Origin of the sequence: Bradyrhizobium erythrophlei (assembly GCF_042430365.1) — a bacterium.
Lineage (GTDB): Bacteria > Pseudomonadota > Alphaproteobacteria > Rhizobiales > Xanthobacteraceae > Bradyrhizobium > Bradyrhizobium erythrophlei.
In genome coordinates, this window is sequence record NZ_JBHMET010000049.1 from 17346 (window position 1) to 34748 (window position 17403).

At 55.8% G+C, this 17403-nt stretch carries 15 protein-coding genes and 1 pseudogene; 12 read left to right on the forward strand and 4 right to left on the reverse strand.

The window, feature by feature from the left end:
* Nucleotides 1-683: 683 nt before the first annotated feature.
* From ACFFWD_RS07540 to ACFFWD_RS45245, 8 genes are all read left to right on the forward strand, one after another.
* Nucleotides 684-2282: a class I tRNA ligase family protein gene (locus tag ACFFWD_RS07540; protein WP_376963057.1), complete on the forward strand. Its 1599-nt coding sequence runs from the start codon at nt 684-686 to the stop codon at nt 2280-2282.
* A complete protein-coding gene (locus ACFFWD_RS07545) occupies nt 2279-3496 on the forward strand; it encodes an MFS transporter (protein WP_376963059.1) in 1218 nt (405 codons plus the stop codon). Before ACFFWD_RS07540 ends, ACFFWD_RS07545 begins: the two co-directional genes overlap by 4 nt.
* Nucleotides 3497-3520: 24 nt before the next feature.
* Complete coding sequence (locus ACFFWD_RS07550; protein ID WP_376963062.1) at nt 3521-4804, forward strand: lysine N(6)-hydroxylase/L-ornithine N(5)-oxygenase family protein; 1284 nt, start codon at nt 3521-3523, stop codon at nt 4802-4804.
* A gap of 82 nt (nt 4805-4886) precedes the next feature.
* The gene (locus ACFFWD_RS07555; RefSeq protein ID WP_376963064.1) at nt 4887-5228 is read left to right on the forward strand and encodes a cupin domain-containing protein; all 342 of its coding nucleotides are present in this window, start codon (nt 4887-4889) and stop codon (nt 5226-5228) included.
* Nucleotides 5225-6313, forward strand: a complete 1089-nt coding sequence (locus ACFFWD_RS07560; RefSeq protein WP_376963067.1) for an NAD(P)/FAD-dependent oxidoreductase — start codon at nt 5225-5227, stop codon at nt 6311-6313. The genes ACFFWD_RS07555 and ACFFWD_RS07560 overlap by 4 nt, the downstream gene beginning before the upstream one ends.
* 12 nt (nt 6314-6325) lie before the next feature.
* Entirely contained in the window at nt 6326-7486 is a 1161-nt protein-coding gene (alr, locus tag ACFFWD_RS07565) for an alanine racemase (RefSeq protein WP_376963070.1), read from the forward strand.
* Nucleotides 7487-7498: 12 nt separating this feature from the next.
* A complete protein-coding gene (locus tag ACFFWD_RS07570) occupies nt 7499-8227 on the forward strand; it encodes a hypothetical protein (protein ID WP_376963072.1) in 729 nt (242 codons plus the stop codon).
* A 229-nt stretch (nt 8228-8456) separates the two neighbouring features.
* Nucleotides 8457-9245: a transposase gene (locus tag ACFFWD_RS45245; protein ID WP_446680514.1), complete on the forward strand. Its 789-nt coding sequence runs from the start codon at nt 8457-8459 to the stop codon at nt 9243-9245.
* Between the two features lie 211 nt (nt 9246-9456).
* Here the strand turns inward: ACFFWD_RS45245 and ACFFWD_RS07580 are convergent, their stop codons facing one another.
* Together ACFFWD_RS07580 and ACFFWD_RS07585 are read right to left on the reverse strand one after the other, a co-directional pair.
* Nucleotides 9457-10371 (reverse strand): nucleotidyl transferase AbiEii/AbiGii toxin family protein, encoded by a 915-nt coding sequence (locus ACFFWD_RS07580; RefSeq protein ID WP_376963075.1) that lies wholly within the window; start codon nt 10369-10371, stop codon nt 9457-9459.
* Entirely contained in the window at nt 10358-11209 is an 852-nt protein-coding gene (locus ACFFWD_RS07585) for a type IV toxin-antitoxin system AbiEi family antitoxin domain-containing protein (protein ID WP_376963078.1), read from the reverse strand. Before ACFFWD_RS07585 ends, ACFFWD_RS07580 begins: the two co-directional genes overlap by 14 nt.
* Nucleotides 11210-11691: 482 nt before the next feature.
* Here ACFFWD_RS07585 and ACFFWD_RS07590 point away from each other — a divergent pair, with 482 nt between their 5' ends.
* The 3 genes from ACFFWD_RS07590 to ACFFWD_RS07600 are packed head-to-tail and all read left to right on the forward strand — an operon-like array spanning nt 11692 to nt 15316.
* Nucleotides 11692-12888, forward strand: coding sequence for an ABC-three component system protein (locus ACFFWD_RS07590; protein WP_376963081.1), 1197 nt, complete (start codon nt 11692-11694; stop codon nt 12886-12888).
* Nucleotides 12885-13373: a three component ABC system middle component gene (locus tag ACFFWD_RS07595; RefSeq protein ID WP_376963083.1), complete on the forward strand. Its 489-nt coding sequence runs from the start codon at nt 12885-12887 to the stop codon at nt 13371-13373. Before ACFFWD_RS07590 ends, ACFFWD_RS07595 begins: the two co-directional genes overlap by 4 nt.
* Nucleotides 13370-15316: a DUF3732 domain-containing protein gene (locus ACFFWD_RS07600; protein ID WP_376963086.1), complete on the forward strand. Its 1947-nt coding sequence runs from the start codon at nt 13370-13372 to the stop codon at nt 15314-15316. Before ACFFWD_RS07595 ends, ACFFWD_RS07600 begins: the two co-directional genes overlap by 4 nt.
* A gap of 69 nt (nt 15317-15385) precedes the next feature.
* On the opposite strand, the gene ACFFWD_RS07605 is transcribed toward ACFFWD_RS07600, so the two are convergent.
* Both ACFFWD_RS07605 and ACFFWD_RS07610 read right to left on the reverse strand, forming a co-directional pair.
* A complete protein-coding gene (locus ACFFWD_RS07605; protein WP_376963089.1) occupies nt 15386-16174 on the reverse strand; it encodes a toll/interleukin-1 receptor domain-containing protein in 789 nt (262 codons plus the stop codon).
* Between the two features lie 153 nt (nt 16175-16327).
* Nucleotides 16328-16684, reverse strand: a complete 357-nt coding sequence (locus ACFFWD_RS07610; RefSeq protein WP_376963092.1) for a hypothetical protein — start codon at nt 16682-16684, stop codon at nt 16328-16330.
* A 68-nt stretch (nt 16685-16752) separates the two neighbouring features.
* Between ACFFWD_RS07610 and ACFFWD_RS07615 the strand changes: the two are divergent.
* Nucleotides 16753-17267, forward strand: a pseudogene (locus ACFFWD_RS07615) (DDE-type integrase/transposase/recombinase); the annotation flags it as partial.
* Nucleotides 17268-17403 lie beyond the last annotated feature (136 nt).

Consider the following 17403-nt stretch of genomic DNA (forward strand, 5'->3'; position numbering starts at 1 on the left):
TGTCTGCGCCTAGTTCTGCAACTAGAACCTTCCATATGATCGAGGCGGTTGCCGACCGGCTTGAGCGAAGAGGCATGCCGTCATCGCCCACTTTCCCGGATAGCTCCTGAGTAGATACCGATAACGAACTCTCATCCCGCTTTACTGAGCCGCTTGTTAGGTTCGAGACCAATGTCGGCAAGTCGACGATACGCACGATCAGACAAAGCGCAAAATCAGCAGTTTCAGTTTGGCGCGCCGCTTGCTTTGTTTCCGGCGTCATCACCGGTCGCTTCCAAGAGGCCGGTAGTTGGGCGAGGAGATTAGCTATGTCGCGCGCTGAGTTAGAGCGATTCGTCAAGAATCGAGCGAAAGAGGGTTCGTCTGCTCGAAAACCTCAAAGATAGAGTGCTACAGCTCTTGCGCTGATTGTGGAGCCCGGTTTGAAATACGCTACCGGATTGCGTCCATAACCTCGTCAAGTCGCGTGCGCTTTCGTCTTTGCCGGGGAAATATCTGGGCATCTGTTTGGGTATTTCCAGGATAACAGTTCGATAAATTCCACATCAGACCGTTGCTGGTTGGTAGCGCTGGCGGCCCTTTCATGTGTTCATGGAAGGCATTTGTGCAGATGAATAGATATGAGAAGAAGCCCAACTATCCCGAGGATAAATGTAGCGAACACGCATCCCGTTGATGTGTATGTGTCGCCCGTCAACTTGACAGCCAATGGCAGAGCACATCTGGGGCACGCTGCCGGGCCATTTCTCAGAATGGATGTTGTACAGAAGCACCTCAAGAGGGCGGGGCATCATGTCCGTTCTGGACTGACGACCGACGGTTTCGAGAACCATGTCCTGGTCCGAGCGGCTCGTGAGAACATTGACCCGTCGGACTTGGCACATGGCTTCCATGTCAAAATTCTTGAGGATCTCGCCTCGCTAGGCATAGTTTTCGATACGTTCGATGATCCAGCGTATGGCAAAAATCTGCAGCGCTTTTCGGATGTCAGCAACGCGCTCATGGGTGCCTTATCTGCAGCCGGCTCCCTGGATTTCCGCGCGGCGCGCTTGCCAATGGACGATGCGGGTTCCGCTGCCACGCGGCCAGAAGACCGATTTTGCATTGGAGGCTGGTTTGGTGCGGACTGTCCGGTTTGCGCGGCATCTGCGGGTAGCTTCTTCTGCGAACAATGCGGACATCATTTCGAACCCGATGAAGCACTGAATCCGGTATCGAGGCGAGGGCGGATCGTAGAATGGAGGGACAACGTTTCCGCCTTCCTTTCAATTTCGGGAAACGACCGACTTCTACGGACGTGGGACGACACGGCCATCGAACCTGGCTTTCTGGACATAGGGAAGCGGTATGTCGCGCGCAAAGGACAGCAAATGCGGGTGACTGTACCGGGATTGCACGGGTTGGTTTGGAATTCGCGGCATTTCAACACCCAGCAGATATTGTTTAGCTACTCCTCGTTACTCTACGCTCATTCTCTCTATTGCGGGCATAAAGACACAGAGGGCGCCGGCAAGCCCAGTCCTTTTGCCTGCGATTCCGATGCGTTCCTCATTAGCGCTACCGGTATCGATAACACAATTCCGATGCTTGTCGGTGCTACTGGATGCGCATTGGGCCAGAACTTGTTTCGCCCGTTTGATCGAATGTTCTTTAACTACTTCCTTCGGCTGAACGGATCAAAGGTCTCCACCAGTCGCGGTCACGTGATCTGGGCAGGTGAAATCGCTCGAACGCCAAATATATCTATCGATGTTCTTAGAGTGTGCCTGTCGGAAATTTGTCCGGAAGAAGCCGAGTCCGATTTGGTGTCAGAGCAGTTGGTCGATCGTTACAACACACTCTTCGATAAGATACCTGCAGCCATCGACCGTTGTACCGAGTCCATAAACACGATGCCGGCTCTCACCGGGTGTTGCGTCGATGGTGCAATGATGATCACGCTGGATCGGCTCTACGAGCAACAGTGCGCCGCCCTTTCGCTAGACCATCTGCGAGTATCGCAAGCTTCGAGGTCGGTTATCGAATGGGTCGATTATCTTGATGCCAAGCCGGACCATCAGGCCGCGTATACATGGCTGATGGGGTTTAGCATACTGGCTTGGCCGCTGATGCCAAAGATAACAGAGGCCTTATGGCACTGGCTCGGTCATGGCGGGCATCCCCTTGCTGCATGCGCCTCGACGCCTTCATCCCAACGAGGCGGAACAGTACCGAGCATCGATGGGCGCAGATTGGCGGCTGCAGATCTTGATCGATGCCTTCCAGGAAAGATTGCAGCATGACACCCGCCACGGCAATCGTTCCCGCCGAGAAGTTGCCCAATGCTGTCTCGTTGGAGGTCTCAATTCCCTTCATGCTTGGCAGTATCAGCTTGGCCGCATCCTATGGCTCGAGTTTCTTTCTCGTAGACGCTCTGCGGTCCATCGGACAAAGCGCCGCGACCGCCGGGGCCGTTATTTCGACCGGTACGATCGCGACAATACTCTGTTCGCTTGTGGCTGGCCGCATCGCGGATTTACTTGGCATGATGCGAACTATCACCTTTGCCGCGGCGATGATGGCGATAGCGATGGTATGTTTCGCATCAGCATGGACTGTGCCGATCTTCGCTTACATCGGTGGGCTTTTTCTCGGCATTGGATGGTCAGTATTTTATATACTGGCGCCGCTTCCAGTCCTGTGTCACGTGCGAGCTGAAGCCCGTATCAAGTATCTTACCTTGCTTTCCGGATCTCAAATGCTGGGCATCGGGCTCGCGGCCCCTCTCGCCCGCGCCGTTGCGGAAGTTGCTGGATCCTACATTGCAGTTTACGCGTTATTTGCGGCTGCATGTATCGTTGGTACGATGTTTCTGGAGTTCGCCGGTAGAGCGCTGGCGCAAGCTCCTCAGATCAAAATGCCCACTGCACGACTCACCGTTGAAGGCGTGCTAGGGGTCTTCAAATCGAACACGCGCTATCCGATCATCATGATCGGCGTTGGGGCCTGCGTTTTCGCCGGTCTTTCCACGTTCCAAACGCTTTACGCTACATCGCGGGCGCAGTCTCCAGATACATTCTTTCTGGTCTTCACGCTGACAGCCGTCTTCTTGCGGTTCGCGGTGGCGACGATAATTGGAAAAGTTCGCCTTGAACGCGCAATCGCGTTTCTCATCGTGTGCACTATCGCGGGGCTATTCATCCTTTTCATGAATGTCGGTAGCACGGCAATCTACATCCTCGGAACAGCGATGTTCGCGCTGGGATACGGTCTCAGCTATTCGACTTTAAACAGTATGGTTATCTACATTGCAGGTATTGATAGGACATCTTTGGCCATTTCCTCTCAGGTCTTTACGCTCTCCTACTTCGTTGGTCTATTCGGATTTCCATACATCGCCGGGCAAATCGTGAAAGCCGGCGGCGTCGATTATCTGCTGTTGAGCGCGATGATGCTTATTGTCGCTAATGGTGTCCTTCTTGCAATCCAAGTGTTCTCAACCAGCCGGAAGCATTGAGTGGCTCCTTGTAGGGATCGTGAGATGCTGAATCACGACGATAGCTATTACGTAATCGCGATCGGTGCAGGGCCGTCGAATCTAAGCTTGGCAGCGCTCGCGGCTCCGATTCCGGAAATTTCTCTGCACATCCTTGAAAGGTCAGAGGCGGTTAAGTGGCATCCCGGTCTTCTTGTAGCAGGTGCCCTTATGCAAACCAGCCCGCTAAAGGACTTGGTTACACCGGCAGATCCGACGAGCGCATACAGCTTCCTCGCCTACTTGCATGATAAAAAGCGGCTTTATCAAGCAATCGTTCGTGGACTCAAGTATGTTAGCCGCAGTGAATTTGAAGATTATTTGCGATGGGCGGCGGAAAAGCTGGCTAACGTTCAATTCGGCGAACATGTTCTTGCAGTCGAACTACGCGGCGAGTCCTTTAATGTCATAACTAGTTGCCGCAATTATCAAACGTCTACGATTGTGCTTGGCGTGGGCAGAGTGCCGTTTATTCCTGACTGGGGCAAGAATGCGCCAAACGAGGTGTTTCACGGGAGTGCTCTTCTCGTGCAGCGCCGCGAACTTTCGAGCAAGCGCGTTGTGGTCGTAGGTGGTGGCCAAAGCGGGGCCGAAATATTTCTTCATCTCCTGAGTGGTGCATACGGCGCGCTGGGAGCCCTCACTTGGGTGACGCGCCGCGCAAACATATTCGCGCGCGAAGATAGCCCATTCGTCAATGAATGGTTCTTTCCGCAATATGGTGGCTGGTTCTTTGAGCAAAGCGAATCTGCTCGGAAGCAAATTCTTGAACGACAGTCGTTGGCGAGCGATGGCGTCAACTGCTCGACGCTTCGTGCTATCTACCACGCACTTTACGATCGCGAGCTTCATCGAGACTCGTACCCGGCTCACGTAGAAATCCGTATCGACACCACGGCTGACGAGTTGCACGGTGTGTCTCCCTTTCGCTTGGGTTTGCGTCAGCAGATGACAGGCATTTGTTCGGAGCTAGTCGCGGACATTGTCGTCTTAGCCACAGGCTACCGCACCGAAATCCCTTCGTTCCTGGAGCCGATCGCAAACCGGCTCACGGTTGTGAGTACGCCCGGTGGCTCTCAGGAGGTCGTGGTCGAGAAGGACTTTTCGGCTCGTTTTGATGGCCCCGAAAGATGTCGTTTGTACGTACAGAATGGCGCACGCTTTCAACATGGCATCGCTGATACAAATCTCAGTTTGGTTCCCTGGCGCGCTTCAACGGTCCTCAATTCTATCATTGGCCGCGTAGCTTACGATTGCGGGCCTGCAACGGGCGTCGTCAAGTGGGAATAGCACGGGCTTCGGATGGCTCTCGTTGAGCGGCGAGCAAGTCGGCAGGATGCCGCGATCCGGCCTATATCTGTTGGGAGTGGCTATGAAGAATGCACAGCTGATTACCTTGGGCGACATAACGGTCTATAGCCCTGGTGTGCTGATGCAGGGCGTCAAAGGAATAGGTGATCCCGAGACCACTTGTCCCGTCGAGCTCATCGAATTCCGGCTCGATCCGTTCGCGGTGTCGACGCCTCATTCCCATCCTTCCACCGAGATCTGGCGCATCACGAGCGGCCACGGTCAGGTGATAACTGACGATGGTGAGTTGGCTGTCAAGGCAGGCGACCTTGTGTTTCTGCGACCAGATCGAACCCATCATTTGGAAAATCGCGGCAGCGAAGTTCTGAGCGCCTTGTCCATCTCCTGGAAAGAAACTCGATGACCGACAGGATTTATGACCTAGCGGTGGTTGGCGCCGGCGTCATGGGCCTCAGTGCTGCCGTCATCGCAGCGAGCAATAGTCCGCGGGAAAGAATCGTCATCTTCGAACGAGATATCGTTGGGGCAGGGGCCAGTGGGTTTGCTCCCGGAATCCAAATCAACATCCGTCGTAACGAGAAGGAAAGAGACCTCATCAATCGCGGTTCGAAGTTCTGGCGAGGGATCTATCCCCATGGGCGGTGGCCCATCGGCCGAGACTGTGATGTGTATTGGTTGACACGTCATCCCAACGAGCTCGCGCTACTCAGTAGCGTGGGCGGCACGATCCCATCAACGTCCTTCGCGCTGACCGAGAGGCTTTCCTCGCTGCCGCGTTTTTTGATTCCCGGCGATATGGCCGTGGCACTGGATCGGGGTTCTTACAGTCCGGTAGATTCCATTGTTCGGGATCTGGCCCAAAGGCTCAAGGCCGTCGGGGTTTCCATATGCGAAGGGACATCTATTGAAAGGATACGGCAGGGACCAAGCAATATTCTTCTTCAGACCTCGGATGATCGCGAACTCTCGGCGAAACGGGCCATCCTGGCAATTGGTCCTTGGCTACCAGATTCACCATTGCTTGAGCATCTCACGGACGAACCGCGATTGCGGGTTAAAAAGGTCGTCGCGCTTCACCTGGCGGCGCGCCCCACCCCAAACTGTCCAATGATCGGCTTGTTCGATGACTACGCTTTTCTCATTCCCATGATCGAGGAAGGATATTGGTTGTTCAGTTTCGCCTCGCAGGAATGGGATGTGAGGCCGGAGATAAATAGTCTGCATGTCAGTTCGGATGATCTCGCGCGCGCCACCGCAATATTGGCAAAATGGTTTTCTTCGGACGTGCCCGCGGTGGCATCAGCACGTGTGTTCTGCGATTGCTATTCCGACGACGGTGTCCCGTTCTCCCGTCCAGTGAGAGGTGTCGCCGGCCTGCACGTCATTGGCGGCGGTGCAGGTAACGGGTTTCGCTTTGGGCCAGCGTGTGCGGAGGAGGCAATACGATCCCTTTATTCTCCGGATCTCCCTGTCATCACCGCGACATGAGGGGGAAGGCATATGCCTGACCCGATTGATATCGAAGTCAACCTCTCTCATAAATTTGCAGATACCGGTTATGGCGATAACTCGGGATCGACCATGATTGTTGATCTCAGCGCCATTCAATCCAATTATCGAAAATTTCAGGCGCTCGCGCCCCATAGCGCTTGCGGCGCAGTTGTCAAGGCGGACGCCTACGGTCTTGGCGCGGCACGGATAGCGCCGTTCCTTGCTCACCTTGGCTGCACGCATTTCTTCGTAGCCGATGTAGAGGAAGGCATTGCCCTGCGCGATGTGCTGCCATCATCTGCAAAGATCTACATGCTCCACGGCGCTACGCCAGGTATGGAGCCGGTTGCCGAGCGGCATAATTTATTGCCAATCCTGAACAGCAGGGAGCAATTGGATGCGTGGCTTCGGCATTGCCGACGTCGCAATCGGGCGTTGCCGGCCGGCATTCACGTCGACACGGGTCTGTCTCGGCTAGGTTTTCCCATGGATGAGTTGCAGACGGTCGCCGAGAATGAAAACGGGCTGTCGGAATTACCTGTAGCGCTGTTCATGAGTCAGCTCGCCTGTGCAGAGTGGCGAAACGAGGTCAGTCTTCAACAATTACATCGGTTCCGCAAACTCTCTCATTTGTTCCCGAAAGCCATTCTTTCACTATCGAACTCGGCGGGACTATTCGCCGGATGTGAATTTCATTTTGACCTCATAAGGTCCGGTGGAGGGATTTTCGGCTTTTCGACGTCCGATGATCCCTACTTCAAGCCGTCGCAAGTCGTCCGTCTGCGAACGCAAATCATTCAATGTCGCGAAGTAAAGCATGGGGAAGCTATCGGATACTGCAGGTCCTACACGGCGAAGAGGCGGATGCGTATCGCTACTGCCTCTATTGGTTATGCAGATGGGTTCCCGCGTATTCTGGGCAATCGAGGGCATGTCTTCATATGTGGTACTCGTGTGCCAATCGTCGGCTTGGTTTCGATGGATCTTATTACTATTGACGTAACGGATCTGCCCGAGAGTTGGACCCCGCCGGGTACCTTGGTCGACCTGATCTGCCCCGAGCAAACTGTGGGGGATATGGCGTCAGCCGCGAAAATGCTGAGCGATGAACTGACCACGGGAATCGGGCGGCGCTGCCGTAGGCTTTATGTTTCAGCGTTATCGAGATGATATGAGGCACCGGTGAACTTCTCCGTCCCCCAATCCAAGCAAGTCAATCGAGCGATCTATCTGGGCGACGAGGGCGTACGTCTCATGCGTCCGAACTACTTCTCCGCTAAGGTGCGTCAGTTCCATAACTGTGAGAGGGTCTTCTATCTCGATCTCCTGCGCTCGACCCGATACGATTTGATCATTGAGGTAGGTTGTAGTTGCTACCGCCTCCTAGGCGTCAAAAACGAAGACAATGATTACCTTGGCATCGATATAAATCCACCTCGTGCACGACGGTTAAAAAGCAGGAACGGAGCGGTTATCCGCTGTGAGGCTAACAAATTCTTCAAAAGAACGGGATTGATCAATGAGATAATGAGGCGATATGACGGAAGGGTGCTTTGCATGCTGCCATTTAATTTTCTCGGTACGATGGATGCGCCAATGGAGTTTCTCACACGAGTCTGCCAAGCGCCCTTTGATCTCGCTTTGTCGCTCTTTTCAACCAGCGAGACGGCAACCGTAGCGCGCCTGGAATACTATGATCTTTGCGGCATCAACGTTCAGCGTGTGGTGCGTACCGATGACTATGTCCGCTTAGACTGCTCCAACGGTTTCCAGGCGTTCGCTTTCGATCCGGTCTTCCTGAAGAATCGCATATCGGCTTGTGGCTTCCGCTTGCACGGCGCAGAGTATTATGACGTCTGTAACTTCCTCCATTTCAAAAAGGGCGGTCCTGACGTTCACAGCCGCACATGATAGTTTATTGACGCAGGGAGCCATCTGAGGGCGCCTTACTGTTCCGGAGGAAGCACTCGCTGTGATCTAGGACGCGCATGATGATCGCGATACCGGACACAGAGCGCCCGCCGTGAGAAAGGCCATGCGAAGCTGCCTTCGACATTACGTTCGAATTCGTCTCGGTTGACCTTGTCCTACGGACTTAATCCAGTTTGAAGTTCACTCTGGCCCACATTAGGACCAGAGCATGAAGCGCAGCCGCTTTTCGGAAGAGCAAATCATCGGGATTTTGAACGGGCATGAGGCCGGCGTGTCGGTCGCCGATCTGTGCCGCAAGCATGGCGTCAGCAACGCCAGCATCTACAAATGGAAAATGGAAAGCCAAGTTCGGCAGGCTGGAGGTCTCGGAGGCCAAGCGGCTGAAGACGCTGGAGGACGAGAACACGCGGCTAAAGCGACTTTTGGCCGACGCCATGCTGGACAATGCGGCCTTGAAGGACCTGTTGGGAAAGAAATGGTGACGCCCGCGGGAAAGCGGAAAGCTGTCGCCCACCTCGTGGAGGTCTACGGGATGAGCGAACGGCGGGCGTGTAAAGCCATCGGCTGCTGCCGCATGACCATGAGATACCGGACGACCCGGGCGGACGATGCCGGCCTTCTCTACGCTATTATACGACGACGGCTCCTACTTTATCCTATAGCGACCGAGCCTACTCCACAGCCCTACTGCATGCCCATCCGCTTACGACCCGGATGCAGCACAATGCAGTCAATCAAGTTACGGAAGGCGACGCGGGTTTCTATCACTTTTCGGATTGATCTTGAGCGCGGTGACGAGTTTCTTAACCTCCGAACGGTAAAGCTCACCGAACTTCGGGTGGTCGAACGGGATCACATTCTCGCTGCCGTCGCCCAGCAGCCCCAAGCGCGCATCAACGTTCTCCCGCTTCAGGTCGCACTCATCGATACGCTTGAGCAGCTCGTCGGGTTTACGGAAAGCCTGCTAACGTCAAGCACCACGCGCCTCCGCGGCTAGGGCCGGAGAGGAATTATCCGAAAATGCCAGCCCCGCTCATTGCTGGGGTCGTTCACGCCGTCGGAGAACTTATAAAGAAGGTCATCGATATCCGACTCGCTCAAGCGCCGCGATGCCCTCATGAGAGCGATCGGGACCGACACGGTCAGGTTCGCGAGTATTTGCGATATGCGAAGAAATTCTTGAGGCGTGGTGAGAGCGGCCATGGTCCTCACTTAAGAACTGCGATCAACTGAGCCACAAGCTTTTCGCGATCTGTGGCACGCAGCTTATCAAGATTGATCTGCTTCCATCGGACTGCGGGAAGCTCTGCCGCTCCATCGACGCCCAACAGAGCCCAATCTGGCTTCCCGCGCTTGAATCCGATCAGAAATTCCCGATGCTCCTTCGGCATCTTTCCAGATACCTCGGCGATCAAGTCCTCGCGGGCCTTCAATAGCTCATCCAGCGAGACCGGATCTGAGGTCATACCCTCGAAGCCGTGCTCGAATTCCTGGCGGATATCCTTTCGCCGCGGCACCACAACCTCCGAAATGGGCCGGTCATGGCTGATGAGATAGACGATGAAAGCGCGCCTCAGGTCGTCGCTGATGCCCTCATTCGCCAGAAGATCGCGGATGTCAAAAAGATCGCGAGGATGTTGGCGGTCAAGGGCGGCGACGATTTTTCCCGCGTAGAGGTCGGAAAACGAGACGACTTGTGTCTCCGCAAAACCAAAGCTCTCCTCGACGTTCGGAAGCACGGATCGCATCTCGGGATCGAAGACGCAGCCGCGAAGGACGGGAGTGACTTCGATCTTGATCTGGGCGTCGGCCCTCTGAAGTGTCAGCTTGGTAACGATGCCTTCCGCGCGGTTCACGACCTCATTCACCTTGACGCCCGGAATTCCCTTGCCAATGGCGACAGCCATTCTTTTCATGCCCGCATCGATCGCGGCCAGCGATTCCGGCCGGCCGGCGACGGGCAGGTAGGTCAGGTCGATATCGACTGACAAACGCGGCATATCGCGCACGAATAGATTAATCGCAGTCCCGCCTTTGAGAGCAAAATCCTTTACCGCCGCAACGAATGGCAAGGTCTCGATCAGCAGCGCCACCTGATGCCGATAGCGTTCAGATAGGGGCACTGAGATCCTCCGGCACGGTGATCAAATATTTCGGATCGAGCCTTCCGCCTTTCACCAGCATGCGCTTTCCTTTCCCCAAATCGACCTTGTCACAGTCTATTTGCTTCAGCCATGAATGGTTGTGCCGGTCGGCAAACCAGAAGAACAGCCTTTTGACTTTCACGCTTCTGCAATCGTCCAGCAGCTTTTGCAGCTTGCGGGGACTGAGGTTGCGCAAGCCCTCAACAAGCATGTCGACCTGGTGGAAGCTCTCGCTATGCGGCAGCTCGTCGAGCAGTTCAAGCAACGCCCGTTCGGGCGATGAGATGGTGAGTGGCCATTCGCTCTCGCCCCATATCTGCTTGAATGGTCCTGCCTGGAATTCATCGGCAGCTGCGCCGGTATTCTTCTGGACATTCCAGGCGAAGTTCTTGAGCCCCTTCGTCACGGGATCGGCTTTGAAGAGCGTTGTGCTCTTGCGGAATGTGAAACGCTCTTTGAGCGGAAGCTTTGAGAGCCATCCGGGCGGAGCATCAGGACCATACAGATAGACGACGGTCGGCCCTTCAGCCCGGAGGTAGTGCGAAAAGCCTTGCAATTCGAGCGCGGTTCGCCCTCCGACGATCAGGGGGCGCTCAAGCAGCGTCTGAAGCGATATGACAGCTTTCTGCCATGTCAGGGTGCCAAGCGGGCGCTTGAAAGTTCCACGCGTTGGCTGAACCAGCCAGCCTGCCGAAACGTACTGGCTGCGCAGACCTGTCGAATAGCCATGCTTCGTCATCCACCCGGCATCGACCAATAGGCCTTCCGGGAGGGTATGTTCGAGGGAGTTTAGTTTTCTACCAGAAGGCTCAGCCATGCTTAGCAATATAGTAGTATTTCAAACCCAAGGCAAGTTTATAGATTTGCAAATTTGCTAAGCCTGACTATGCAGAAAACTCACAATCAAAACTTGGCTTGCCGGGCACGCCAATCACATTCCGATCTCCTAATGCGCAGCCATGGGTGATACGCGGCAGGGTCAGCACGCTTGCCGAGCCGGTGAGCAAGAAGCAACCTGGCCGATTGTCCTCGTCGACCGATCGGTATCGGCTGATTGGAGGTCTATGAGAACGGCGATCTAGCTAGAAGCCCGGAAGGAAAGGCCTTATCCCCACTCCGGCACTTCCGACAGTTCACGCAGAGCGAACGCGGCTAATCGAGGCGGCGGACGGGAAGCGCGGCCAAAAGAGCCGTATCGAAATTATTGTGGCGGACACAAATGTGCTATGAATATCGGCACTCTATTGCGCTCGGGGAGGGGGATGAGCATCCTGTATTTTTTAGTGCATCACATATTGCATGTCTGAGACCGGCTCTCCGTTCTCGGCTGCAGAGCAAGGGCTTGGCTACATTTTCCAACCCAGATTTGCTCTGTTGAGAATTTTAGCACTTCCTGAAGACTGCGTCGTCTACATCGAGCGAAACGACGACGTCGAGTTCGTGGAAGCAGACGGCCGAATATCGCTGGCTTCCCTCAAGCACAAAGCGCAGGGCGACCGTCTCTCGGATCTTTCGACCGATTTCTGGAAATCGGTGCGTATCTGGTTGGCTCATTACAAGTCCACGGGAAGAGCTGGATCCAACGCATACTTCCTGCTCTTTACTACCGCAGTTATTGCGACAGGCTCTTTCCTGGAGCAGTTCGCCGACACAGATGCCGATGGCGACGCGAGGGCTAAGGATGCGTCTCACGCATTGGCAGCCAGTCAGTCGAAAGAGATCGCCAAGGTGAAGGCTGACCTCGCGGACCTAAGCGCCGAGGAGGCTAGCGACTTCTATGCTCGCATCACAATCTTCCCGGATACACCGCGCATCGACGAGATTCCGGAACTCATCAACCGGCGCCTGATCACCGTGAGGCGCCAGTCACGACAGAGCCTTTTCGAGCGGCTTGAGGGATGGTGGCTGAATCAGATTATAGAGTTTCTGACCGGCCAACGTACCGAGCCGATCCGGGTTCAGGAGGTGACGGATAAGCTGGCGGTCCTCGCCGACGAATACAAAGTCGACAATCTACCGATCACATTCGGCGACAGCCTCCCCGCGAGCGGTGTCGATGCGCACAACGATCCGCGTCGCTTTGTGGAACAGCTGCGGGCCTTGAATTTGTCAGCTGGACGAATCCGGTTCGCCATCATCGACTATTACCGGGCATTCGAGCAGCGCTCCAGTTGGGCTCGCGCCAACCTCCTAGTCTCGGACGAGATTGAGAAGTACGAGGACAAGCTGGTAGATGAATGGGCCCGGTACCGGGAGCTCGTCTGCGAAAACATCACCGACGAAAGCGCGGAGGAGGCTTGTATTGAGGCTGGCAGAGAACTCTATAAATGGGCGGAACAGTCGACCGGCCAGCTGAGAATCCGCGAACGTGTTGCCGAACCATATGTCGTTCGAGGCACATTCCACATTCTCGCCAACGACAGCCCACGTCCTAGGGTTCATTGGCATCCTCACTTCCTGCAACGCTTGGCCAAGATCCTTGAGGCTGCGGCATGAAGCAGTGGATCGATCGCCCGATAGAGATACGAAACCTCTTCAACCCAGCCTTCTGTGGCCTTGTTCTCTTCCGAGCCCTAGCAGCGTTCCACGCCGAGGACGACAAGGGAATGCCGTTTTCGCTCTCGCTCCTGGTTTTGCCGCTGTGCTTGCAACAAAGCTCAAGAGAGACTTTGCAACGCGCAAACCGAAGTTACTTCCTGAAAGTAGTAGCGGACCATCCAGAATTGCTGGTGGGTTTCGGGAAGCGCTGTACAGATGTGCTGCCATTCACCCTCGAAGGGCTCGGGCTTCTGATGCACTGCGATGCGGTCACGGTGAGCCCGGATGGGAGACTGGTTCCGAATTCCGCTGGAGTGCGCAAGACCATCAATGGCAGCGATGAATCAAAGGCCTGCCAGCGCGTGGCGGCGTTCCTCGGGAAGGAGTTCGCGCGCATTGCAGACAGAGGCACCATCTACACGACGTTGGGCGTTCGACCATGAAGATCAAATCGATACACGTCTACAGCAATGACGGTCGACGCCGCGACGTGACGTTCCACGATGGATTGAACGTCATTACCGGTCGCTCCTCGACGGGGAAATCGGCATTGTCCGATATCATCGAGTACTGCATGGGTCGTTCGACTTTCAACGTTCCGGAGGGGGTCATCCGCGACCGCGTGGTTTGGTTTGCGGTGATCTACTGCTTCGATGGCGAAGAAGTGCTTGTGGCGAAGCCGGCGCCTGCTCCGGGCGCTCTGAGCCTGAACATGGCCATGGTGCGACGCGGAGCAAAGGTCGAAGCGCCGGATTTCTCGGAGCTGGCCGTAAACGACAGCGATGATGGCGTCGTCGCGTTGCTCACCCATTTGCTTGGAATTCCGGAGAACACGACCGACGTTCCGATCGAGAGCAGTCGAGCCAGCTTCGATGCCAATGTGAAGCACGCCTTCTATTATCTATTCCAGAAGCAAGGGATCGTCACGAACAAGGACCAATTATTCTATCGTCAGAACGAGCCGCAACAGCCCCAAGCCATCAAGGATACATTGCCCATCCTTCTTGGCGTGTCTGGGAAAGACAAGTTCACGCTCGAATCTCAACTCCGCTACGCGCAACGTGAACTTCGTCTCAATGCGAAGCTACTCCAACAGGCGCGAGAGGGAATCGACAACTCCGAGGAACGGGCTATCGGCCTTCTTTCTGAGGCCCGGGCAGTAGAGATTCCGCTTGGTGACAGCGACGTGCCGCCAACCGCTCTTCTTGGTCGGGCTCTGGATTGGAAACCAACATCTGTGCCGGAAGATGACGGGGCGCGTGTATCCGGCATCGAAAACGAATTGCTTGATCTCAGGGAGCGGCGTCGCGAAGTTCAGCGCCGCATCGATGGTGCTCAACAGTTTGCCAAGCGCGCGGAAGGTTTTCAGAGCGAGGTAAGCGAGCAGCGTGAACGCCTGAGTTCGATAAAGGCGCTGCCCGTCGACAAAGCTACGGGTGAGTGGCAATGGCCCTTCGCCCAGGCCAACATTGGGATGGACGGACCTATTGCGAAGGCTCTTCTGGGCGAGTTGGAAACCCTCGATGCCGAGTTGACAGCAGTCGCAGGCGAGCGGCCGGCGTTGGTCGCATATTTGACCGATCAGCAGAAGGCACTGGCCGACATTGGGGATCAAATCCGGGGCAAGGAAGTCGAGCTTTCCTCTGCCATTGCCACCAGCGAGATGGCGACGCAGTTGGCCAATAGGAACAACGCGGCATCACGGGTCGTGGGGCGCATCAGCCTGTTCCTGGAGAACCTAGTGCCAAATACCGAGCTTCTAAGGCTTCAGGCCGAAGAGCGGCGACTCAAGGCACGGGTTGCGGACCTGGAAGAAAGGTTGGGTGCTGACGATTCTGACACGCGCCTCGCTTCGACGCTCAGCAATATCGCGTTACACATGTCAGGCTATATTCGCGACCTTGGCGGTGAATTCGGCGAGTATCCCGCTCATCTCGATCTCCACCATCTGACGGTTGTCATTGATCGACCTGGTCGCCCGATATACATGAATCGAACCGGTGGCGGTGAGAACCATTTAGCGTACCACCTCGCAGCCTTGCTTGCACTGCATCGGTTTGCGGCAACGTACGACCATCCCATTCCTCGGTTCATGCTGATCGATCAGCCAACCCAGGTCTACTTCCCTTCCGAGACTTCCTATGCAGCCGCTGGTGGCTCTATTGAGCAAACGGAAAGCCAAAAGGATGCGGACCTTGAGGCAGTTCGGCGGCTGTTCGAGACGCTGCAGCGCTTCACCACGCAGGATGCTCCGGGCTTTCAACTCATTGTCACAGAACACGCTAATCTGAGAGAAGATTGGTTCCAAGCCGCCTTGGTGGAGGATCCATGGACGAAACCACCAGCTCTGGTGCCCGACAATTGGCCTGACGTTCCCCTTTTTTGACGCCAGGGGCAATCGATGCGCAATAACGCAGATTGCGACGCATTTTGAGTAATGGCTCGAGATTGACGCTTATCTGGGGGGCAGCTCCACCTTTTCCAGCAACCGCTCGGCCGCAACCGAGAGATCTCCGCGTGCACCCATGACGACGCTCTCGCTGTTGCCGTGCGACCGCAGCCACCCGACCTCCTTGGATATCTGCCTGTGCGCGTATGTCGTCGCCTCATCCAGATGCTCGACAAGCCGCCTGCCGCGATAGCTGGTGATATCTGTATATGGCAATCGTTCGCGGAACAGCCGGAGTGGCGTCATTACCTTCTCAGCCAGCTTCAGCAGATCATTCGGATATGTTTCGTCGTCTTCCCACCCCTCGCGATCGGCCAGATCGCGTAGTTGTGGAGCGTATTTGAGCGCATCTTGGACAGCGTCTGTAATGAATTCGATAGCTCTTGTCTCGCCCGAGGACACTGTAGCCGCCTTGGGCGGCTTGCCGGTGGTGATGAGCTTGATTCCTCTGAGGATGCGGTCCGTGTCGGTCAGCGGCACGGCATGAATCTGGCCGAAAGGCTTGGGCAAATGCTCCGGCAGAATGTCAGAGTGATGCGCGTTGACAAGTTTGCCTTGGCGCATGGCGTGATCGGCTTCAGATAGCACCCAATCGGAATTCGCAGATGTAGCCGACCAAATGATCACTGCCGCGGAGCACTCATTGAGCTGCGCGTCGATTTCCGCCCGGAACCGCTGGATCGGCAGCAACTCCGTGTCCCACCAGACGGTGAGGCCGACGCCCACCAGAATCTTCGCCAAATCTTCGGTCAGTTTGCGTTCCGCCTTGGAGTAGCTGATGAAGACGTCTGCCATTGCCTAAACCGCTGATCTCGAATCACAAATGTACAGCAGATGGTACCTCGTTTCGAGGTGCGCGCTGCTAAGCAAAAGTGTCTTGGCGGAAAACCGGTTTCAGGCCGCACATCAAGCATCGCGACACCGGGAATAATGCTGATTCCTTTCCGGTCACCTGACAATGTGACTGCCCAGCGACTTCACGGCGGTGTCGATCCACTCGAGATATTTGCCGATCAGTTCAACGTAACGGCACCCCAACGCGTGCCGTCTTTCGGGCCAGCCGCGTCTTGGATGATGCTGACGAGGACTGGCGCGGGCGATCTCGCTCTCGAAAATGCCGACCGGCACGCGGAGCATTGATCGGGGAGGTGCATTTTCGGCTTTCCAGAATCCCTGGAGTCCGCAGGGCTTTCTGCGGCAAGATGACGCTTTATCGTAGTTGGCGTAAAATAGCGTGGCGGGGCGGGAGAGATTCGATGTCGTCTTCGCTATGGAAGGAGATAGATAAATTTCGCCCTCGTTCACGTTGCCTTCCAGCGTCCCAATGAAATCAAGCTGTTAGCGTCCTGTTGCGGCATCGTCAAATCCGCGTTCGCCAGCGCATGAGGGCGATCGCCCAGGAGCGCCGCCGCTTCGGCTATCGGCGCCTGCGTTCTGCTTAGGCGGGAGGGCTATCTGATCAATCATAAGAAGCTCTTCCGGCTCTACCGGGAGGAGAAGCTTGCAGTGCGCTGCCGCGGCGGCCGCAAGCGGGCAATCGGGACCAGGGCCCCGATGATGGTGCCGATGGCTCCCAACGATCGCTGGTCGCTCGACTTCGTGTCGGATCAACTCACCGATGGCCGCCGCTTCCGTATCCTCACCGTGGTTGACGACTGCACCCGCGAGTGTCTGGCGCTGGTGGCCGATACCTCGCTCTGGGGCACCCGGGTGGCGCGGGGAACTGGACCGGCTGATGGCCGAGCGCGGCAAGCCGAAGATGGTGGTCAGCGACAATGACAGCGAGCTCACCAGCAACGCCATCCTGACGTGGGCCGATCGGAGCCGCGTTGCCTGGCACTACATCGCGCCGGGCAAGCCCATGCAGAACGCCTTCATCGAGAGCTTCATGTATAGACGGCCCCGCGGATGCAAGGGATTTCAGCAGCACTTTGAATACCGGTCGGGTGCGTTCATGTATACGGCCTGTTAGTGCGACCGATGCCATGGCCGCTGGCCCTGATGGAGATCGCGGATCGAGGCCT